Raw genomic sequence first — 17,945 nt, 5'->3', positions numbered from 1 at the left:
TATATTCTTATTAATCTTTAATTTAAAAATAAAATATGATGAATATAATATCCTGTTGAAACAGTTAATACATTTCTGTTACAATATTTGCTCGGAGAGTTATTAAAGTATATGAACTGCTTATTAAAAGGATACCAACAGATGAAATGATATATTAATAACTGGATATCTTTATGTTACAGACTTTATCAGTTTTATGTTGATAACTGCCGTTGTGTAAAAGTTTATATCTGTGGATGGTTGTTGAAACGTGTATAACCCTTGTTAATAGCTCGTAATAAATAATAGGTTATTATTGTTGCATAATTGAAACAAGGGGGAGTATAACGAAGAATCTGAATAATGCAAGAACTTTTTTTCATTTTATGTTCACGACTTATCAATACCTTTTCAACGGCATATCCACATTAATTAGCTACTTTTGCAGGCAAAGAAAAGTAGTTATGCGTAAACTGAAAATAACAGAAATGAACCGCCTCACTCCCGAGGCTTTCAAGGAAAGTAAAAAGATACCCTTAATTGTTGTGCTTGACCATGTTAGAAGCCTGAACAATGTCGGTTCAGTTTTTCGTACTTCCGATGCATTCCGGGTGGAAGCTATTTATTTATGTGGTATTACGGCTTGTCCCCCTCATGCAGAGATACACAAGACTGCTTTAGGGGCTGAAGAAACTGTCGACTGGAGATATTTTAAAGATACACAGGAGGCTGTTGATAACCTGAAGCAACAAGGGTATATCGTATGTGCGGTCGAACAGGCTGTAGGTAGTACTATGTTGGATAAATTGCTATTAGACAAGGATAAAAAATATGCAGTTATTATGGGAAACGAAGTCAAAGGTGTTCAACAATCTGTTGTTGATAACTGTGATATGTGTATTGAAATACCCCAATACGGAACAAAACATTCGTTGAATGTGTCGGTAACGACCGGTATTATTATCTGGGATTTTTTTAAACAGTTGTCAGATTAATCCTCTTTCAACCAGGATAACGACCCGTTCCGTCATGGCATCTTTTCCTTTCGGGTCATATTCCGATTTCAGGCTGGCTCCGAACATACCGGCAAACAGGTTCCAGAAGCCTGCCCTGAAACTACCCAGATAAGCTTTCAACAGGTTATAACTGGACTGGTTACATTCCCTGTCAATCAGTTTAATAAGTAGTTTACCCTGCGAGAAGGTCAGCTTTTTCAACTCTGGTTTATACTCTTTGAACAAATCTTTTTCCATTCGTTTCAGATGGGCTTGCCGGGCTTTTTCATCCGGAAGTGTTTCCATATATTCATATGTTTCGATTAACGTTTCATACACCATTTTGGCATATGGTAATGTACGTTTAACGTCCCGGACCAGCTTATTATATTTTTCCTGTTCACGTTTATTTTTGAAGCGCACCTGCGGAAATATGAAGACTTCCTGCAGATTAACGACAGGAACGGTATCTTTCCCGTCGATGTACGCTCTTTGTACACCTTCGGGAAGTGTATTTATTTTCAGCTTCTGTGCCTGGCTCCCAACTGCACAGAATAGAAATAAAATAAGGATTTTATACCATCTCTTCTTTGTCATAGTCTACAAAAGTAGGTGATTTACCAATAGCCTGTGCTGCTTTTACAGAATTTGACTTATTATACGGAAATGATAATTTAGTTGTTAATAAGTTGTCAACTCGATAAGAATCATTATATTTGCTTTGATTCTGATAATAACAAAACCGGTAACTATGAATATTGAATAGCCTTTTTGTATTGGAAGAATATTTTAATTAACAACCAAACATATCTTATCTATGAAACGATTAGTTTTATTATGCTTCCTGTTGGAGATCTCTTCCTGTTTGTATGCTGTTGATAACTTCCGTATACCCGATATCCGCTGTATGGGAATGGGTACTTGCGGTGTAACTAACTCTTTGTTATTCAATCCTGCTGTGGTCGGTCTGGAGAGTTCCGGGTCTGTTGATATCAATTACTTTAATTATTATGGATTGAAAGAATTGGGAATGGTGAATATGGCATTCAGCTATCCGAACAACTTATTTTCTGCAGGTGTTAATATCTCTTCTTTCGGTTACGATCAATATAGAGAAAGTATGTTCCGGATATTCCTGGGGAAATTGCTTACTGAGAAGTGGATTGTAGGTATCAGTATCCAGTACACATTTCTGCAGGCCAAATTATTGAAAGAAAATCCACAATACTTGTCCGCAGATGTTGGTATCCTGTTTATTCCGGTTGAAAAGCTGTTGATTGGTATGTTAATACAGAATTTACCTTCTGTTGAGATTCGAAAAAAGGATATTGATATAGAATCTATTATCTCTTATTCGTTACAAATAGGTTTTCAATGGGAGATTATTAACAATCTGTTGATAGTTGGAAATGCGGAGACGGATAAACAAACTACTTTATCGGGTCGTATCGGCATAGAATACCAATTAATCGATCATTTTTATATACGTGCCGGAATAAAAGTGACTCCACTCCTACCCACTTTGGGAATCGGATATCGGTTATCCGGCTTTGTGGTCGATGTGGCCGCTCATTATCATCCGGTGTTAGGAGTAAGTACCGGCATTGGATTAAAATATTGTTTCTAACCTGATAATAACTATGAAAAGATTGTGGATAACCCTGTTGGTATATCTGTTGATAAACAGTTATAACCTTAATAGTCAGAATATATATTCTGTTGATAAGTGGATGGAATATATGGAAGAACTGGCTTCTGAAACGGAGGATGAGGCCCGGATTGAAAACCTGTATACAGATCTCTCCTACTTGGCGGAACATCCTTTTGAGCTGAATAGTGTCACTGAAAATGAACTGAAACGTTTGCCTTTTCTGTCTGACCAACAAATAACCAGCCTGTTGACATATCGTACAAAATATGGAAAACTGGTCACTCTTTATGAATTAAAGAATATGGAAGGAATGGATTTCGATACTATTTCCCTGTTGCTTCCATTTATTTATATTGGAGATATATCGGTTAATAAACGTCCTTTCTCTGTTAAAAACTTGTTGAAGTATGGTTCTAATGAATTGCAAATCAGATATGATAAATGTTTTCAACAGAAAAAAGGATATTGTTCATATCCGGATAGTATTTTGCAGCAATATCCCAACCGGAAATATCTGGGTGAACCATTTTATCATCATCTACGCTATTCGTATGCGTTTGATGACAGACTGCAGTTGGGGATAGTAGCAGAGAAAGGTGCCGGTGAACCGTTTTGGAACTCTTATCACAAAGGGTATGATTTCTATTCGGTACATCTTTTTTTCAAGGATATAAATAAGTGGTTGAAAAGTCTGGCTATAGGTGACTATAAGATATCTTTCGGACAAGGTCTGGTTATCAGTAATGATTTTACACCCGGGCGTGGTTCGATAGTAGCACAAGCTGAAAGACGAACGAATGGTTTTCGTCGTCACTTTTCAACAAACGAGAATGATTACTTTCGCGGAATGGCGTCGACCGTAGCCTTGAAACAGTTCTATATCAGTTTGTTCTATTCTTACCGGAAATTAGATGCCGGTGTTGATAACAATGAAGTAAGTTCATTTAAAACAGACGGTTTACACCGTTTGGAACGTGATTGGGAAAAGAAACATACTGTTCCTATGCAGACATATGGTGGAAACGTGCGTTATGAAAATTCTAATTTTTCGGTTGGGATAACAGCCCTGTCCTACTCTTTCGGAAAATATCGGATACAACCTGATCCGAAGCCTTATAACTTGTTTTATTTTCGGGGGAACGATAATATCAACATGAGCGTTAACTATATGTTGAAAACTAAAAAAGTAAAGTTTTACGGTGAGACGGCCATATCTTCCAACAAGGCGGTCGCCACACTGAATGCCTTTCAGTTAACGCCTGTTTCTTATTTGTCATTATTGGTATTGCACCGTTATTATGACAGGAGATACCAGGCCTTTTTCGGGAATGCGTTCGGTCAGAACTCTTCCGTACAGAATGAACAAGGAGTTTATGCAGGTATGCAATGGACGCCATTTGCTCATTTCAAGTTATCCATGTATGCTGACGTGTTCCGTTTTCCCTGGTTAAAATATGGTGTGGATGCTCCTTCTTCGGGGCAGGAATATATGGTTCAACTGGATGCTGATCCAGGTAAAAATTTTGCATGGTATTTACGTTATAAGTACAGGAAAAAAGAAAAGAACCGGACATTGGAAAATGAATCGACATTAAATATCCTGCCCTATTCACAACAACGTTTCAGATTACAGTTCTTATATGGTATACGATCGGTATGGATATTGAAAACATCTGCCGACTGTGTTTATTATGGTGAATGGAAAGGGAAACGCAGTCTTGGATGGATGATCTCACAAGGGGCAGGCTGGAAACCGTCTAACCTTCCGTTTCAGTCGGATATTTATATGGCATATTTTCATACGGACGATTATTACAGCCGTATTAATTCGTATGAGAAGAATATTCTGTATGCTTTCAATATGCCTTCTTTTTATGGAAAAGGGATCAGGTTGTCTTTATCTTTTCGATGGAACATACTGGATAAATTATCCCTTTCTGGTAAATTGGGACATACTTATTATGCTGATCGTAATGTGATCGGTACAGATCAGGAGGAGATAGAAGGACATAACAAAACAGATTTATATGTACTTCTGCGGTATAAGTTTTAAAATATGATTTTATAACTCTGTTTTTAAGATATAGTCGATGCTATCTTTCAACATTTTGGTAAACTTTTCAGCTCCTTGTTTTGATAAATGATCGCCATCTTTGAAATCGATATCATCGAATCTGTCATCTTTCAGAAAATTGAGATAGAGGATATTTGGGTAGTTATCTACTTTTTCTTTTGCTGTAGAAAACAGTAAATCGAGTTGTTGTTCATTCAGATGTTCATAATAACTGGGATAGGTCGGTGTAGTGACAAGTATAAGTTTGATCTGTTTACTCTCACAGAACCGGATTATTCTATCCAAAAATATCAGGTTTTCAGCTACACTTTCCCGGTTATTTAATGTATGTCGTTTAGCCGCTTTTATGCCGCTTATTCCTAAATTTTCTTTTGAAGTATCATTTATTTTGAATCCAAACGGAGAATATTGTGAAGTATTTCCTTTTAAGTATTCTCTTATTTTTTCATAAGTAATGCTACTCGTGATTTCTACACTATACTTATATTTATCATATCCCATATAAATACCGTAATATTTTAAACGGGATTTGTCTGTATAGTCCATCCTATCCTGAAGTGTACAATACGAGAAAGAAAGGATGACATACTTTAATTCCGTATATATTTCTTCGTACTTGGTCAGTATGAAATAATCGCGTTCCAGATCTTGTGAAGAATTTGCAAAATTAAAAGCTTTATGAGTGAGAAAAAAAGGATCGATCCCTGACATACAATGTGAATTACCTAATATGAGCGTATTTAAGCTATCCGCATGTTGTAGCATCCATTCGTTTTTATATTTGTAAGTATTAGGAATCTGTCTGATTGCATATTCCAATAAGGCGAATATGATCAGGAGAGGAATAAAGAAAACAATCAATTGTTTTATAAACTTCTTCATAACGTTCAGAATTGAAAGTAAATAAAATCAGCAGGTGTACCTTGTAAAAAGACGATTATAAATATCAGTATATAATAGATACTCCACCGGACCACGGGCGATTTTATCTCCTTGTTTATTTGTAAACCATGCTCTTTATCTCGTTGTATCCATTCTATGGCAAGTAAGAATAAACAGTATATCAAAGCTCTCTTGCCATGAGGAAAAGATATATCCAGTAAGGAAGAAGAAAAAAGACGGGATAGATAGTCGGCTGCTTCATCTATATTGTTTGACCGGAAAATGATCCATCCGATAAGAACAAAGAAACATGTAGTAAGTACTTGTACTGCTTCTTTCAAAGAGGGTAAAAACTTACCTTCTGCTACAATCGTTTGAGTATATTTTCTGTTTCGTTTGAGTAACAGAAGAGGAATAAAGAGACAGGCATGATAAATTCCCCATACAATGAACGTCCAGTTTGCTCCATGCCAAAGTCCGCTGATAATGAATATAATAAAAGTATTTCGAATCACTTTTGCTTTTTTACAGCGGCTCCCTCCCAAAGGAACATAGACATAATCACGAAACCAGGTACTTAATGAAATATGCCAGCGTCTCCAAAATTCAGATATATCTCTTGAAAAATAAGGATAATTGAAATTCTTCATCAAGTCGATCCCAAATAATCGGGAACACCCGATAGCAATATCCGAATAACCTGAAAAATCTCCGTATATCTGGAAAGTAAATAAAATGGCTCCCAGTAAAAGAGTAAAACTGCTCTGATACTGATAACTGCTCCATATCTCATTGACTGCTACTGCACAATTGTCAGCTATTATCATCTTCTTGAAAAAACCCCATAACATCTGCTGGCAACCGTCTATTGCTTTATGATAATTGAACGTCCGCCGTTTATAAAACTGAGGTAACAAGTTGGTCGCTCTTTCTATAGGACCTGCCACCAGTTGTGGAAAGAAACTGACAAAAGCAAAAAAGGCAACCGGATCATGACAGGCTGATATTTTCTTTTGATATACGTCGATGCTGTAACTTAATGCCTGCAGCGTGTAAAAACTTATACCGACAGGAAGAAGTATATCCAATGTGATCCAGTCTGGTTCGAAACCTAACGTATGTAATACTGTTTTCAGATTAGCACTGAAGAAGTTGAAATACTTGAAAGTACCTAAAATACCTATGTTAAGTAAAATGTTGATCGCATTGATTATCTTTTGTTTTTTACGGTTTCCTGTGGCTTGCTCGATAAGAAGCCCACTGATAAAACAAAAAGAACTGGTCAATATGATCAGGGAAAGAAAACGTATGTCCCACCAACCATAGAATATGTAGCTTACAATTATGACAAAAAAGTTTTGCCACTTTATATTTTTATTTGCCAGCCAATATAGTGTGAATACGATCGGCAGGAAAATGATAAACTCTATAGAATTGAATAGCACAATAATATAATATTGCTGTCCCCAATTCCCCGAAGTGACAGTTAATAAGAATGAAAGCATAGGAACTGACCGGGTTCATTGCTGTCTCAATAATTCTTTCATAATTTATAATACATAGTCATATGCACTAATATATACATGACTTGTTTATGAATAAACAAATGTAAAATACTAGTGAGTAAAAATACTATAAACTATGAAATATAAATTGAAAAGAATAAAGCCAGATGCTTTCTGTAATAGATAGAGTATTGCTATATAACGGACACCCATCCAATTGCAAAAATAATAAAATATAGTTTTATAACCTGTATAATCAAAAATAAATTGTGTATGGATAAGACAATGTGTTAAGCTCTTTTGTAGCTTTGTGTCCATAATTCAAGAAATATGACTGCGTTCTTTGTTATATGGAGAACCTGATAGATAAAAACATATATAGTTATGTCAACAATTCTTTTTGATAAAATAGTATTCGGTCCGATACATAGTCGGCGTCTGGGTGTTTCTTTGGGTATGAACCTGCTTCCTGTGGACGGCAAGCTTTGTTCTTTCGACTGTATTTACTGTGAATGCGGTTTGAATGGGGAACGTCGTACGCATACTAAATTACCGGTTCGTGAAGAGGTAAAAGCTGCCTTGGAAGAAAAGTTATCAGCGATACAGGCAGAAGGTATTACTCCTGATGTGATCACTTTTGCCGGTAACGGTGAACCGACCATGCATCCGGAATTCGAAGGTATCATTGAAGATACGATCGCCATCCGTGACCATTTCTTTCCGAATGCCAAGATCGCTGTTTTATCTAATTCGACGATGCTTCATAAAGAAGGTGTGTTCCGGGCATTGAATAAGATCGAAGATAATATACTTAAACTCGATTCTGTACTCGATAGCCGGATACGGCAGTTGAATGTTCCGAATTCTCCCTCCTTTACATTCGATCGATTACTGGAACAATTATGCCGTTTCAAAGGGAATTTGATTATCCAGACCATGTTCCTCCAGGGCGAATTGAACGGTGAACCGGTTGATAACACGACTGAAGTAGAAATAAACGGCTGGCTTGAAGCATTGAAGAAAATAAAACCGAAACAGGTTATGATCTATACCATCGACCGTGAAACTCCTTTGAAAGGTCTCAAAAAAGTTTCCGGAGAAGCATTGGATGTAATAGCAGACCGGGCACGGAAAGCTGGTTTTGATGTGACGGTTTCATATTGATTCTATTGTTTAATACCCCGGATTGTTCGGACAGTTTTATCCGTGATCAGCTTAAAGAAATAAACTCCCTGCGGCATGATTTGGACATCTATCCATTCTGCCGGGTCGTTTACTTTCCGGATCATTTTTCCGTCAGCAGAATAAATCTCTATGCTTTTGATTTGCCTGTAATTCTTTACCTGGATCCGGTCTTTGAATATAGTTGGATAAATGTTGATATCATCCGCTGTCGATATGTTTTCAGAACTTACTGTTACTTCTGATGCCGCTTTAGTAGCTTTACTTTCTTTTAAGTCATAAAGAGCTGAAACACTGTAGGTATGTATACCTGCAGTGACATTCTTGTCTGTAAATCGGAATGTAGAAGCCGGAACAGTTACGAGTTTTTCCTGGTTTTTATAGATAGTATATCCTGTGATAACAGGGAAAGCTGTGATAGATCCTGTTGAGGCAGACCGGAGATCCGCTAATTCGCCATCTTCCGAAGTGACGGTGGCGGATATGATAAAATTATTATCATTTTCTTCATCTTTCAAATATTCCCACTGGTTTCCGTCGAACGATAATAGGTTTCCTTTTCCATGAATAGCCGGTCCTTTGTCTATATAGGCTGGTCCGTTACTTCTGCTGTATTTTCTCGCATATATGGAGATGATCAGTTCCTGACTGGCATCGATCACATATGGAGTTTTTAATTGTATCGTATTCGATCTGTTAGCTGTCGTAGAGCCGACTTCCTGCTGATAGATCCGCTCTCCCTGTTTGATATATATGGCATAGTAAACATTAACAGCAGGAATGAATTTTACATTCGTCAGTTTCTTGTTGTGGATATTTATCAGGTCTTTCGGTTCCCAACGCTGCCCGAAATAGAAAGGGGTCCCTTGATATCCCAGGTGTGTGTATGCATTTTGTGTTCCCCACCCTATTGTTTTCGTATATAGAGGGGCGTTCCATTGTACAAGAACATGGTTGGAAGGTGAAACTTCAGCAGTAACATCTATTGGTGATTTGTAATTGATCAAATTTCCTTCTTCTCCGGTCTGCGCCAGACCAGGAAGTTCAGTAATACCGGTATTCAACGGATCCAGCCAGATGTCCATACGACCGGTATTCGCCTTGCTGTATTGATCCCAATGGTAAGAAAATTTACCGTATAGATTATTGCCGTTTGTCAGGCGGCAGTTTGAATTACCTCCGCTTAATGTTCCGACAATTTGTTTATTCTCGTTGAAAAGAGGTGAACCGGAAGAACCGCCTTCCGTGACGCTATGGCCATTGAGGGTTTTATCGAAAATTACGTTCCAATGTCCGTCGGGGATTCCGGTTGTAAATGTATTATCTATCCAGGTCGTTGTCCTTACCGGGCGATCGCCGAAAGTGGATATTTTCATATAATCGCCTGAAGGATGATGGATATTCACTCCTGATGAGGGAGCAACATCACTCCTGTTCCACCCGTTGAAATAAACATTATAACTTTCAGGTATCTTGTTATTCAGCAATAATAATAACCCGTCGGAACCATCCTCTATCGGGATACTTGCGATGTGGCTACAGCCTACCATTGTTTTGTGATCGGTAGCGGGAGAAGAAGTCTCACATCCGGTCTGTTCAAAATGAAAATAAAACATCCATTGGTTGAAATCTTCTTCCGAAGCTATTTTATCGTTATCATAATTTTTCATGCAGTGATAAGCGGACAAGATATAAGGTTTCATATCTTTGGCTGTATTATTTATCAGAGAACCGGAACAAAGGAGCCCGGCGCCACCTACCTTTTCAACCATTTGACAAACTCCGTTCTTTTCATTCTGCCATTCCTCCCCTTCCTCACAGTTGATATTTACCATACAGGAACTGGAAGTTCCCGGACCTGTGCTTCGTAAATTCCCGGATACAGTCAGATGATTATATCCATATCCTATCTGGTTGATAATTATTCCGGCTTTTTCACCGGAAACAGGCGGTTCATATTCGATCGTAAGATCATCCCCTGCCACAAATTCCGTTGCAAAAGCTTTTCCTCCCAGATTGGTCTGTGAAGTATAAGCTCCCAGCAATTGAGTTTTGTCGGCATTATAAATAAATAATTTTCCTCCTTCAGGGATATAAAATGCATTGTAATAGAGCATTAATGCAATTGCTCCTTTTGCCTGCAGATGTAGTTGCCATATTTCTTTCCCGTTGGGTAAGGTAAGCCATTGTCCGTCAGTATCCATATTCAAATCCGTATCTATTAAAGTGGAAACAGTCAGAGGGGCTCCCTGGCTTACCCGCCATTCATCGACAGCGATCAAATCTTCTACACTGAAGTTGACAGGTATCCGAACAACCGGCTGTTCACTTTTCAACATGTTTTGATAGTTGAAACTAAGCGGTTTTCCTCCTTCACTTATCTGCGATTTTACTTCACTTGCATACAGCAGGAATAGCGAAATGATACTTGTATAGAAACAATGCCGGAATAGCTTGATACGATTCATTATAATTTTATATAGATATGTTTCTTATATAACCAATATCCCGGTATCCAGTTCAGTATGACAAAGAGAATTGCCCATACCAGCGAACCTCCGAAATTACTGAATAAGGGTGCTAGTATATCTGAATAAACATAAGATGTTATTCCGCATTTATCGAGTATGACAGCGAAAATAGCTCCCTGCACGTAAAGATATAACGGGTTGATACCGAAAGACTCGAAAAATAACGACCATTTCTTTTTACCATTGATATCGATGATCCAGATAAGAAGAGCAAGGAATAATGAACCGAATCCGCAGGTCGTTAAAACGAATGTGCTGCTCCATAATTTTTTATTGATCGGACAACCGTAACTGAACAGGAATCCCAGGAAAAGAATGATTGTTCCGAATATAAACAGATTGCGGATGACCAGTTCGTTATTTTTTTTACTGTCCAGAATGATCTTGCCGACATAAAAGCCCAGCAGAACATGTCCGATACTTCCCAGACAACTTAACAATCCTTCAGGATCGAAAGCGATACGTGTCCCGTCTGCCAGATAATCATGGTACATATGTGTATTACCGAACAGGAAACGATCTACTATGGCTATAATATTATCTTCCGATAATGTCGTGCTCCCTGTAAAAGCAAGAAGCATCCAGTAGACGATCAGAATACCGGCGGCCGTTTGTAAAATGTATTTGTGGTTGATGGCGAGTCCGATCAGCGAACCGGCACCATAAGCCAGTGCGAGGCGTTGCATTACTCCCAGAATACGAAGGTTCTCAAAATGAGAAAATCCGTTATAACAGATATGTGAGAATATATTCAGTCCGAGTCCGACCAGAAAGATAAGCACGGTTCGTTTCAGTACTTTTGTAACGCTTTCTTTGGATAATTTGAAGTTATATTTTCGTAAGGAAAAGAACATGGATACTCCCATAATGAACATAAAGAACGGAAATACCAGATCGGTTGGTGTTAAACCGTTCCATGATGCGTGGCGGAGTGGTGCATACACATAATCCCAGGTTCCCGGATTGTTCACCATGATCATTCCTGCGATAGTAATGCCTCTCATTACATCCAGTGAGAGTAACCTTCCTGATTGTGCCATAACTTAGATTTTTTGGTTGTAAGATACAAATGTAAGTAAAAATCAACAGGGTTATATAATTTGTAAAAGAAAACATGAACATCTGGTAGAATGTACCTGGATTTAGTATGTGAAGTAATTCATGGAATCATTCTGAGCTGTTTTAAGTTTGGACACTTTATCATTCGTCTGTATTCCGACATATTTGGTAACTTTTAAAAATAAGAAAATCAGAACTGTTTATTCCATTATCTTTGGAACATGAAAAAGTTCGTGATAGGATTGTTTACATGTTTATTATCAGTTAGTTCTGTATATCCCCAACTTGCAATAAGGCGTCAGCTGGCAATACCTAAAGCTCCTGATTCGCTTGATCTTTCTTATTATTCTCCAAAGAAAGGATTTCAAACTGGAGCGACTGTTTTCGGCATTAATATGGGAGTCTGGATCTTTGACAGGTATATCCAGAAAGGAGATTTTGCTTATATTAACGGACAGACGATTAAAGAGAATTTTAAACACGGTTTTATCTGGGATAATGACCGGATGGGAACGAATATGTTCTTGCATCCTTATCACGGCAGTTTGTATTATAACGCAGGACGTTCGAACGGATATAATTACTGGCAATCGGGGTTGTATGCGTTTGCCGGGAGCTTTATGTGGGAGATGTTTATGGAATGTGAATATCCTTCTACCAATGATATAATAGCGACACCGATCGGAGGAATGGCGTTGGGAGAAGTGTTTTACAGGGCATCGGACCTGATCCTGAATGATAGAAGAACGGGAGCAGCCCGCTTGGGACTGGAATTCGCTTCGTTCATAGTTTCCCCTATGCGTGGTCTTACTCGTATTATTAACGGAGATGCCTGGAAACGGAGACCTACGTCGGGTAAACAGTTCGGAGTGCCGGACGTGAGCGTCGATATCTCGATGGGGATACGGGCTCTGGAACTGAAGGACGATATTTTCGATAAAGGGGTCGGATTCGCTTCTGAGATCAATATCGAGTACGGCGACCGTTTCGATGCAGAAAACAGAAAACCTTACGATTACTTCTCTGTAAAAGCAAACCTGAATGTGCAAGCTTCACAACCGGTATTGGGGCAATTGAATATTATCGGCCGTCTGATGGGAAAAGAATTGATAGATAATAAAAAACATTATCTGAGCCTGGGACTTTACCAACATTTCGATTATTATGATTCGGATACTATTTCCGATATATCTTCTAAAACTCCTTATAAGTTCTGTACACCGGCATCGTTCGGAGGTGGTTTGGTATATAAGAATAAACGGTTAAAACGCTGGGATATAGATGCGTATGGTCATTTGAACGGAATACTTTTAGGCGGGGCATTAAGTGATTATTATCGGGTAGACGAACGGATTTATAATCTGGCAAGCGGATACAGTACGAAAGTCGGTTTCAATTTTATATATAAGAAGGATAAATTCTCAGCATCTACCACGTATGAGGTTTACCATATGTTTACCTGGAAGGGGTATCCGAAAGATATTGATTGGGATAATTTTAATCCGAAAACCCTGGATGCACAGGGAGACCGTTCGAAAGCGATCCTGCATGCAGTCGGTTTGCGGTTGGATGTTAAGTTGTGGAAAGGTTTGTATCTGACCGGATCGTTTATGAATTATTCCCGCCATACGGATTACAAATATTTTGAAGAAGTTTTTTCTCATACTTCGGAAGGACGTCTGATGTTGACTTATAAATTATAACGATTTGCACTTAACAGAGTAGGGGGATTTTTTGTTTTTTCTGTCTAATCAGTAGTAAAGCGAAAAGAACATGAAACGATTGCTGTTGTGGATAATGATGCTATTTCCGGTTTTGGCTGATGCAAGTGAGGATGGATTCAAATTCAAAAGATGGGAGTTTGCCCTCTCCGGAGGATTAAATAATAATTATGCCTGGGAGGTGGAGCCGTCTTTTACCTATTTTATTTGTAAATATGTAGGTGTAACGGGAGGAGTTAATTTTACAGGTCAGTTCTATGATGAATATTATTCCGGACCAGCTCCCGGCGGCCCGGATTTGAAATGGTTTATCAGTTCGGATGATTCGAATGCGAAACGGATACTTTTCCGTCCGGCTATCCGGTTACGTACTCCTAATATAAATAAGTGGGGAGACCGTGATTTGCGTGTGACATTTAATGTGGAGCCGGGTATGTATATGGCGGTTCCTGTCAATGAGCACCTTCAGATCGGCTATAGGGAAGAAGACTATCTCGTTACGGGAATATTTAAGGAGAATGTTACGAATACAAATGGAGAATGGTTATACTGGAATGTAAAGAGCTTTATGCAGATAGAAGTTGAAAGCTGGGTATTTTCAGCCGGATATACCATCTCCAATTATGATGTATACGGTGGCAGACGAAATATGGTTATCGAACGGAAGCCGTTGAACGATATGCTCTGGAAGAAGAAAATGACACATGCCTTCTTTCTTTCTGTCGGTATTCAGTTTTAAAAGAAGCGGTTATCTGACCGCTTCTTTTGCTTTCTTTACTGCTTCATTGATATTCGAGCAAATATTTTCGGCACCTATTTTTTGTTCGAACCCTGATTTTTTCAACACCTTCCGCACGTGTTCATTTACACCGGATAAGATCATATGAATATGTTCTGCCTGGGATAACCGGAACAGGCTTTCCAGGTTATGAAGTCCTGTGGAATCCATGAACGGGACTTTACGCATGCGGATGATACGCACCTTCGGTTTGTCGCCAACAGTTTTCATTACACCATCGAATTTATTGGCTATACCGAAGAAGAACGGTCCGTCTATTTCATACACTTCCACTCCTTTCGGCAATGTCAATACTTCTTCATTATGGCGGATTTCGCCTTCACTGGAGAGATCTATTTCATCTCTGGTGACTGAGACATGCGTTGTTTCTGCCACACGGCGCATAAACAGGAACATCGCTATCAGCAAACCGATCTCGATAGCGATTGTCAGGTCGAAGATAACGGTCAGCAGGAAGGTTACCAACAGGACGGAAACATCGCTTTTCGGATTCTTCATCAGCGAACGGAATGTACGCCATTCACTCATATTATAGGATACGATGATCAACACACCTGCCAGGCAAGCCATTGGGATATGCTTGGTAAGCGGTCCGAGGAATAACAGGATCAATAACAATACTATTGCATGGATGATACCGGCAACAGGAGTACGGCCACCGTTATTTATATTCGTCATGGTACGCGCAATAGCTCCTGTTACGGGAATACCGCCGAAGATAGGAACAACAATATTGGCTGCTCCCTGTGCGATCAGTTCTGTGTTTGAATTATGTTTATCGCCTGTAACACCATCGGCAACGGTCGCTGAAAGAAGTGATTCTATAGCTCCCAGCATGGCGATCGTGAAAGCCGAAGGAAGCAACAGATTGATTGTTTCCATATTGAAAGAAATAGCTTCCGGCTGTGGGAGGGAAGCGTTGATGGTAAAATGATCGCCAATTGTTTCTATACCGATAATACCTAAATGGTTACGCATGATATAAACAACTGCAGTCATTACGATGATAGCGATCAGTGAACCCGGAATCTTTTTGGAGAACCGGGGGGAGATGACGATAATGAATATACTGACGATCCCGATAACGAACGACCAGATGTTGATCGTATGGATATGTTCGAAATAAGCGATCCATTTGGAGATGAAATCGGCAGGTACTTTTTCCATTGTCAGTCCGAACAAGTCTTTCATCTGTGTGGTAAAGATTGTCAGTGCAATACCGCTGGTAAACCCTACAACGATCGGATAAGGGATGAATTTTATGACTGTCCCGAGCTTCAATACTCCCATGATCACCAGTATGATACCTGCAATGACGGTCGCAATGGCAAGTCCTTCGATACCGAAATTCTGTATGATACCATATACGATTACAATGAACGCTCCGGTCGGACCGCCGATCTGGACATTGCTGCCTCCCAGGAAAGAAACAATAAAACCGCCTATGATGGCAGTGATCAGTCCTTTCTCCGGACTCACTCCTGAGGCGATACCGAATGCAATGGCTAGCGGAAGGGCTACAATACCCACAATGATCCCTGCCATCAGGTCTGCCATGAATTTTTCTTTGGAATAGTTCTTCAGCGCCGAAAATAGTTTGGGCTGAAAATCAAATTTGCTCTCCATTTCTCTGCCTAATATGTTAAATTTTGATGCAAAGATACAACAATATTTATCGTAAAGCATAAAAGGTAGGATAATTTGCAATGTCGACATTACAAAATTAGAAATAATCGAACTACTTTTCCATCAAGAGAAAAGTAACATTCAATTCCGCCAACGGGTATACTTTATCTTTCCTGTTATAAATGCTATTTATGAATCGATAGATATATTTTAAGTAAAAGAATGAATTAATGTTTTAAACATTTTCATACTTTTGGGAGTTATTTGAATAGGGCGATTAGGCAAACTCATTTTATACTACATATATAATTAGCATTATGGAAAAAAGTATTAAAGGTACACGTACCGAACAAAATCTGCTTAAATCATTTGCCGGAGAATCTCAGGCAAGAAGTCGTTACACATTTTTTGCAAGCGTAGCTAAAAAAGAAGGTTACGAACAAATTGCAGGTGTATTCATGGAAACAGCTGAACAGGAAAAAGAACATGCAAAGCGTTTCTTCAAATTCCTGGAAGGCGGTATGGTGGAAATTACTGCTTCTTATCCTGCCGGTATGATTGGTACGACAATGGAAAATCTGGCTGCTGCAGCCGATGGCGAAAACGAAGAATGGGCTGATTTATATCCTGCTTTTGCCGATATTGCGGAAGAAGAAGGATTTAAACAGATTGCCGTTGCCTTCAGAATGATTGCAAAGGTGGAAGCCGAACACGAAAAACGTTATCGTAAATTGTTGGCAAACCTGACTGAAGGTAAGGTATTCGAAAAAGATGAAGCTATCTTCTGGCAGTGTCGTAACTGCGGTTTCGTGATCGAAGCAAAGAAAGCTCCGATGAAATGTCCGGCATGCGAACACCCGCAGGCATTCTTCGAACCAATGAAGCAGAACTATTAAAATCTTCTATTAAAATCGAGAATTTAGGCGTCCCTATCCAAAATATGTTGGATAGGGACGTTTTTTGTTTGTATTCATGTGAATAAAATATATCTTTACCAGCCTATTATAACTTAATTCTAATTTTCTCCTGAATAGTTGACCAAATGAGTATATCGATAAAGAACCTTAATAAGGTGTATCCGAATGGAAACCACGCCTTAAAAGATGTGAATCTGGAGATACCGACAGGTATGTTTGGCTTGCTGGGGCCGAATGGTGCCGGAAAATCTACGTTGATGCGTATCCTGGTCGCTTTAATGGAACCGACCTCCGGGCAGGTCGATATCTGCGGATACGATTTACTGAAACAACGTAAGGAGATCAGGAGTATATTGGGTTATCTTCCGCAGGATTTCCGTTTCTTCGCTAAATATAAGACACATGAGTTTCTGGATTATGCTGCCCGTCTGTCGGGTATGACCAATAACAGGCAGCGCAAGCAAGCGGTGGATGCCATGCTTGAAAATGTGGGTCTCTTCGATGTACGTGAACGGTATGCGAACAAACTGTCGGGAGGTATGAAACGTCGTTTGGGAATTGCCCAGGCACTGATCCATCATCCGAAAGTGATCATTGTGGATGAGCCGACAACGGGGCTTGACCCTGAAGAACGTATCCGTTTCCGTAATCTGCTGTCGGAGGTGAGTGAGAATGATGTGACGATCATCCTTTCTACTCATATCGTAGGAGATATATCCAGCACCTGTAACTGCATGGCGCTGATGAATAAAGGAGAAGTCTCTTTTTACGGTTCCCCCCAGGATATGATGAAACAGGCGGAAGGAAAAGTATGGCGTATTAAAGTGACAAGTGATGAACTGCATGAAGTGGATAAGAAATATCCTGTTATTTCTACCATTCCTTCCGGCTCCGGATGGGAAGTGCAGGTAGTGGCTGATGAGATCGAAGGATATGAAGTAGAATCGTATCCTCCCAATCTGGAACATGCTTATGTGTATTATATGGAGAATAAGTTAAATCTCTGGACCAATGATTAACAACC

At 39.2% G+C, this 17,945-nt stretch carries 14 protein-coding genes; 8 read left to right on the top strand and 6 right to left on the bottom strand.

Features of this window, described 5'->3' with window-relative positions:
- The first annotated feature begins 443 nt into the window (after nucleotides 1-443).
- A complete protein-coding gene (locus DWW23_RS12965; RefSeq protein ID WP_122353705.1) occupies nucleotides 444-974 on the top strand; it encodes an RNA methyltransferase in 531 nt (176 codons plus the stop codon).
- On the opposite strand, the gene DWW23_RS12960 is transcribed toward DWW23_RS12965, so the two are convergent.
- Nucleotides 966-1,571: a DUF4294 domain-containing protein gene (locus tag DWW23_RS12960; RefSeq protein ID WP_122353704.1), complete on the bottom strand. Its 606-nt coding sequence runs from the start codon at nucleotides 1,569-1,571 to the stop codon at nucleotides 966-968. The genes DWW23_RS12965 and DWW23_RS12960 overlap by 9 nt on opposite strands.
- 220 nt (nucleotides 1,572-1,791) lie before the next feature.
- On the opposite strand from DWW23_RS12960, the gene DWW23_RS12955 reads away from it, so the two are divergent.
- Both DWW23_RS12955 and DWW23_RS12950 read left to right on the top strand, forming a co-directional pair.
- Nucleotides 1,792-2,601, top strand: a complete 810-nt coding sequence (locus tag DWW23_RS12955) for a hypothetical protein (RefSeq protein WP_122353703.1) — start codon at nucleotides 1,792-1,794, stop codon at nucleotides 2,599-2,601.
- Between the two features lie 13 nt (nucleotides 2,602-2,614).
- Nucleotides 2,615-4,678: a helix-hairpin-helix domain-containing protein gene (locus tag DWW23_RS12950; protein ID WP_122353702.1), complete on the top strand. Its 2,064-nt coding sequence runs from the start codon at nucleotides 2,615-2,617 to the stop codon at nucleotides 4,676-4,678.
- Between the two features lie 9 nt (nucleotides 4,679-4,687).
- Here DWW23_RS12950 and DWW23_RS12945 read toward each other — a convergent pair whose 3' ends face one another.
- Complete coding sequence (locus DWW23_RS12945) at nucleotides 4,688-5,581, bottom strand: SGNH/GDSL hydrolase family protein (RefSeq protein ID WP_122353701.1); 894 nt, start codon at nucleotides 5,579-5,581, stop codon at nucleotides 4,688-4,690.
- Between the two features lie 5 nt (nucleotides 5,582-5,586).
- A complete protein-coding gene (locus DWW23_RS12940) occupies nucleotides 5,587-7,026 on the bottom strand; it encodes an MBOAT family protein (protein ID WP_122353715.1) in 1,440 nt (479 codons plus the stop codon).
- A 444-nt stretch (nucleotides 7,027-7,470) separates the two neighbouring features.
- Here DWW23_RS12940 and DWW23_RS12935 point away from each other — a divergent pair, with 444 nt between their 5' ends.
- Nucleotides 7,471-8,250: a radical SAM protein gene (locus DWW23_RS12935; protein ID WP_122353700.1), complete on the top strand. Its 780-nt coding sequence runs from the start codon at nucleotides 7,471-7,473 to the stop codon at nucleotides 8,248-8,250.
- Between the two features lie 2 nt (nucleotides 8,251-8,252).
- Here DWW23_RS12935 and DWW23_RS12930 read toward each other — a convergent pair whose 3' ends face one another.
- Nucleotides 8,253-10,736, bottom strand: coding sequence for a T9SS type A sorting domain-containing protein (locus tag DWW23_RS12930; protein ID WP_122353699.1), 2,484 nt, complete (start codon nucleotides 10,734-10,736; stop codon nucleotides 8,253-8,255).
- Nucleotides 10,736-11,839, bottom strand: a complete 1,104-nt coding sequence (locus DWW23_RS12925) for an acyltransferase family protein (protein WP_122353698.1) — start codon at nucleotides 11,837-11,839, stop codon at nucleotides 10,736-10,738. The genes DWW23_RS12930 and DWW23_RS12925 overlap by 1 nt, the downstream gene beginning before the upstream one ends.
- A gap of 240 nt (nucleotides 11,840-12,079) precedes the next feature.
- On the opposite strand from DWW23_RS12925, the gene DWW23_RS12920 reads away from it, so the two are divergent.
- Together DWW23_RS12920 and DWW23_RS12915 are read left to right on the top strand one after the other, a co-directional pair.
- Nucleotides 12,080-13,561, top strand: coding sequence for a DUF3943 domain-containing protein (locus DWW23_RS12920; protein WP_122353697.1), 1,482 nt, complete (start codon nucleotides 12,080-12,082; stop codon nucleotides 13,559-13,561).
- A gap of 70 nt (nucleotides 13,562-13,631) precedes the next feature.
- Nucleotides 13,632-14,318, top strand: a complete 687-nt coding sequence (locus DWW23_RS12915) for a hypothetical protein (RefSeq protein ID WP_122353696.1) — start codon at nucleotides 13,632-13,634, stop codon at nucleotides 14,316-14,318.
- Between the two features lie 9 nt (nucleotides 14,319-14,327).
- Here DWW23_RS12915 and DWW23_RS12910 read toward each other — a convergent pair whose 3' ends face one another.
- A complete protein-coding gene (locus DWW23_RS12910) occupies nucleotides 14,328-16,004 on the bottom strand; it encodes a SulP family inorganic anion transporter (protein WP_122353695.1) in 1,677 nt (558 codons plus the stop codon).
- Between the two features lie 317 nt (nucleotides 16,005-16,321).
- Here DWW23_RS12910 and rbr point away from each other — a divergent pair, with 317 nt between their 5' ends.
- Nucleotides 16,322-16,900 carry a rubrerythrin gene (rbr, locus tag DWW23_RS12905; protein ID WP_122353694.1) on the top strand — a complete coding sequence of 193 codons (579 nt, stop codon included), beginning with the start codon at nucleotides 16,322-16,324 and terminating at the stop codon, nucleotides 16,898-16,900.
- A gap of 146 nt (nucleotides 16,901-17,046) precedes the next feature.
- The gene (locus tag DWW23_RS12900; RefSeq protein WP_122353693.1) at nucleotides 17,047-17,940 is read left to right on the top strand and encodes an ABC transporter ATP-binding protein; all 894 of its coding nucleotides are present in this window, start codon (nucleotides 17,047-17,049) and stop codon (nucleotides 17,938-17,940) included.
- Nucleotides 17,941-17,945 lie beyond the last annotated feature (5 nt).

Origin of the sequence: Parabacteroides sp. AF14-59 (genome assembly GCF_003479515.1) — a bacterium.
GTDB lineage: Bacteria > Bacteroidota > Bacteroidia > Bacteroidales > Tannerellaceae > Parabacteroides > Parabacteroides faecis.
Note: the sequence above shows the minus strand (reverse complement) of the source record. Positions and strands in the feature narration are given on the sequence as shown.

Coding starts and splice junctions, on each gene's coding strand:
- DWW23_RS12930 (WP_122353699.1), bottom strand. CDS start 10,736: ATGAATCGTATCAAGCTATTCCGGCATTGTTTCTATACAAGTATCATT.
- rbr (WP_122353694.1), top strand. CDS start 16,322: ATGGAAAAAAGTATTAAAGGTACACGTACCGAACAAAATCTGCTTAAA.
- DWW23_RS12900 (WP_122353693.1), top strand. CDS start 17,047: ATGAGTATATCGATAAAGAACCTTAATAAGGTGTATCCGAATGGAAAC.
- DWW23_RS12935 (WP_122353700.1), top strand. CDS start 7,471: ATGTCAACAATTCTTTTTGATAAAATAGTATTCGGTCCGATACATAGT.
- DWW23_RS12920 (WP_122353697.1), top strand. CDS start 12,080: ATGAAAAAGTTCGTGATAGGATTGTTTACATGTTTATTATCAGTTAGT.
- DWW23_RS12945 (WP_122353701.1), bottom strand. CDS start 5,581: ATGAAGAAGTTTATAAAACAATTGATTGTTTTCTTTATTCCTCTCCTG.
- DWW23_RS12965 (WP_122353705.1), top strand. CDS start 444: ATGCGTAAACTGAAAATAACAGAAATGAACCGCCTCACTCCCGAGGCT.
- DWW23_RS12925 (WP_122353698.1), bottom strand. CDS start 11,839: ATGGCACAATCAGGAAGGTTACTCTCACTGGATGTAATGAGAGGCATT.
- DWW23_RS12910 (WP_122353695.1), bottom strand. CDS start 16,004: ATGGAGAGCAAATTTGATTTTCAGCCCAAACTATTTTCGGCGCTGAAG.
- DWW23_RS12915 (WP_122353696.1), top strand. CDS start 13,632: ATGAAACGATTGCTGTTGTGGATAATGATGCTATTTCCGGTTTTGGCT.
- DWW23_RS12955 (WP_122353703.1), top strand. CDS start 1,792: ATGAAACGATTAGTTTTATTATGCTTCCTGTTGGAGATCTCTTCCTGT.
- DWW23_RS12950 (WP_122353702.1), top strand. CDS start 2,615: ATGAAAAGATTGTGGATAACCCTGTTGGTATATCTGTTGATAAACAGT.
- DWW23_RS12960 (WP_122353704.1), bottom strand. CDS start 1,571: ATGACAAAGAAGAGATGGTATAAAATCCTTATTTTATTTCTATTCTGT.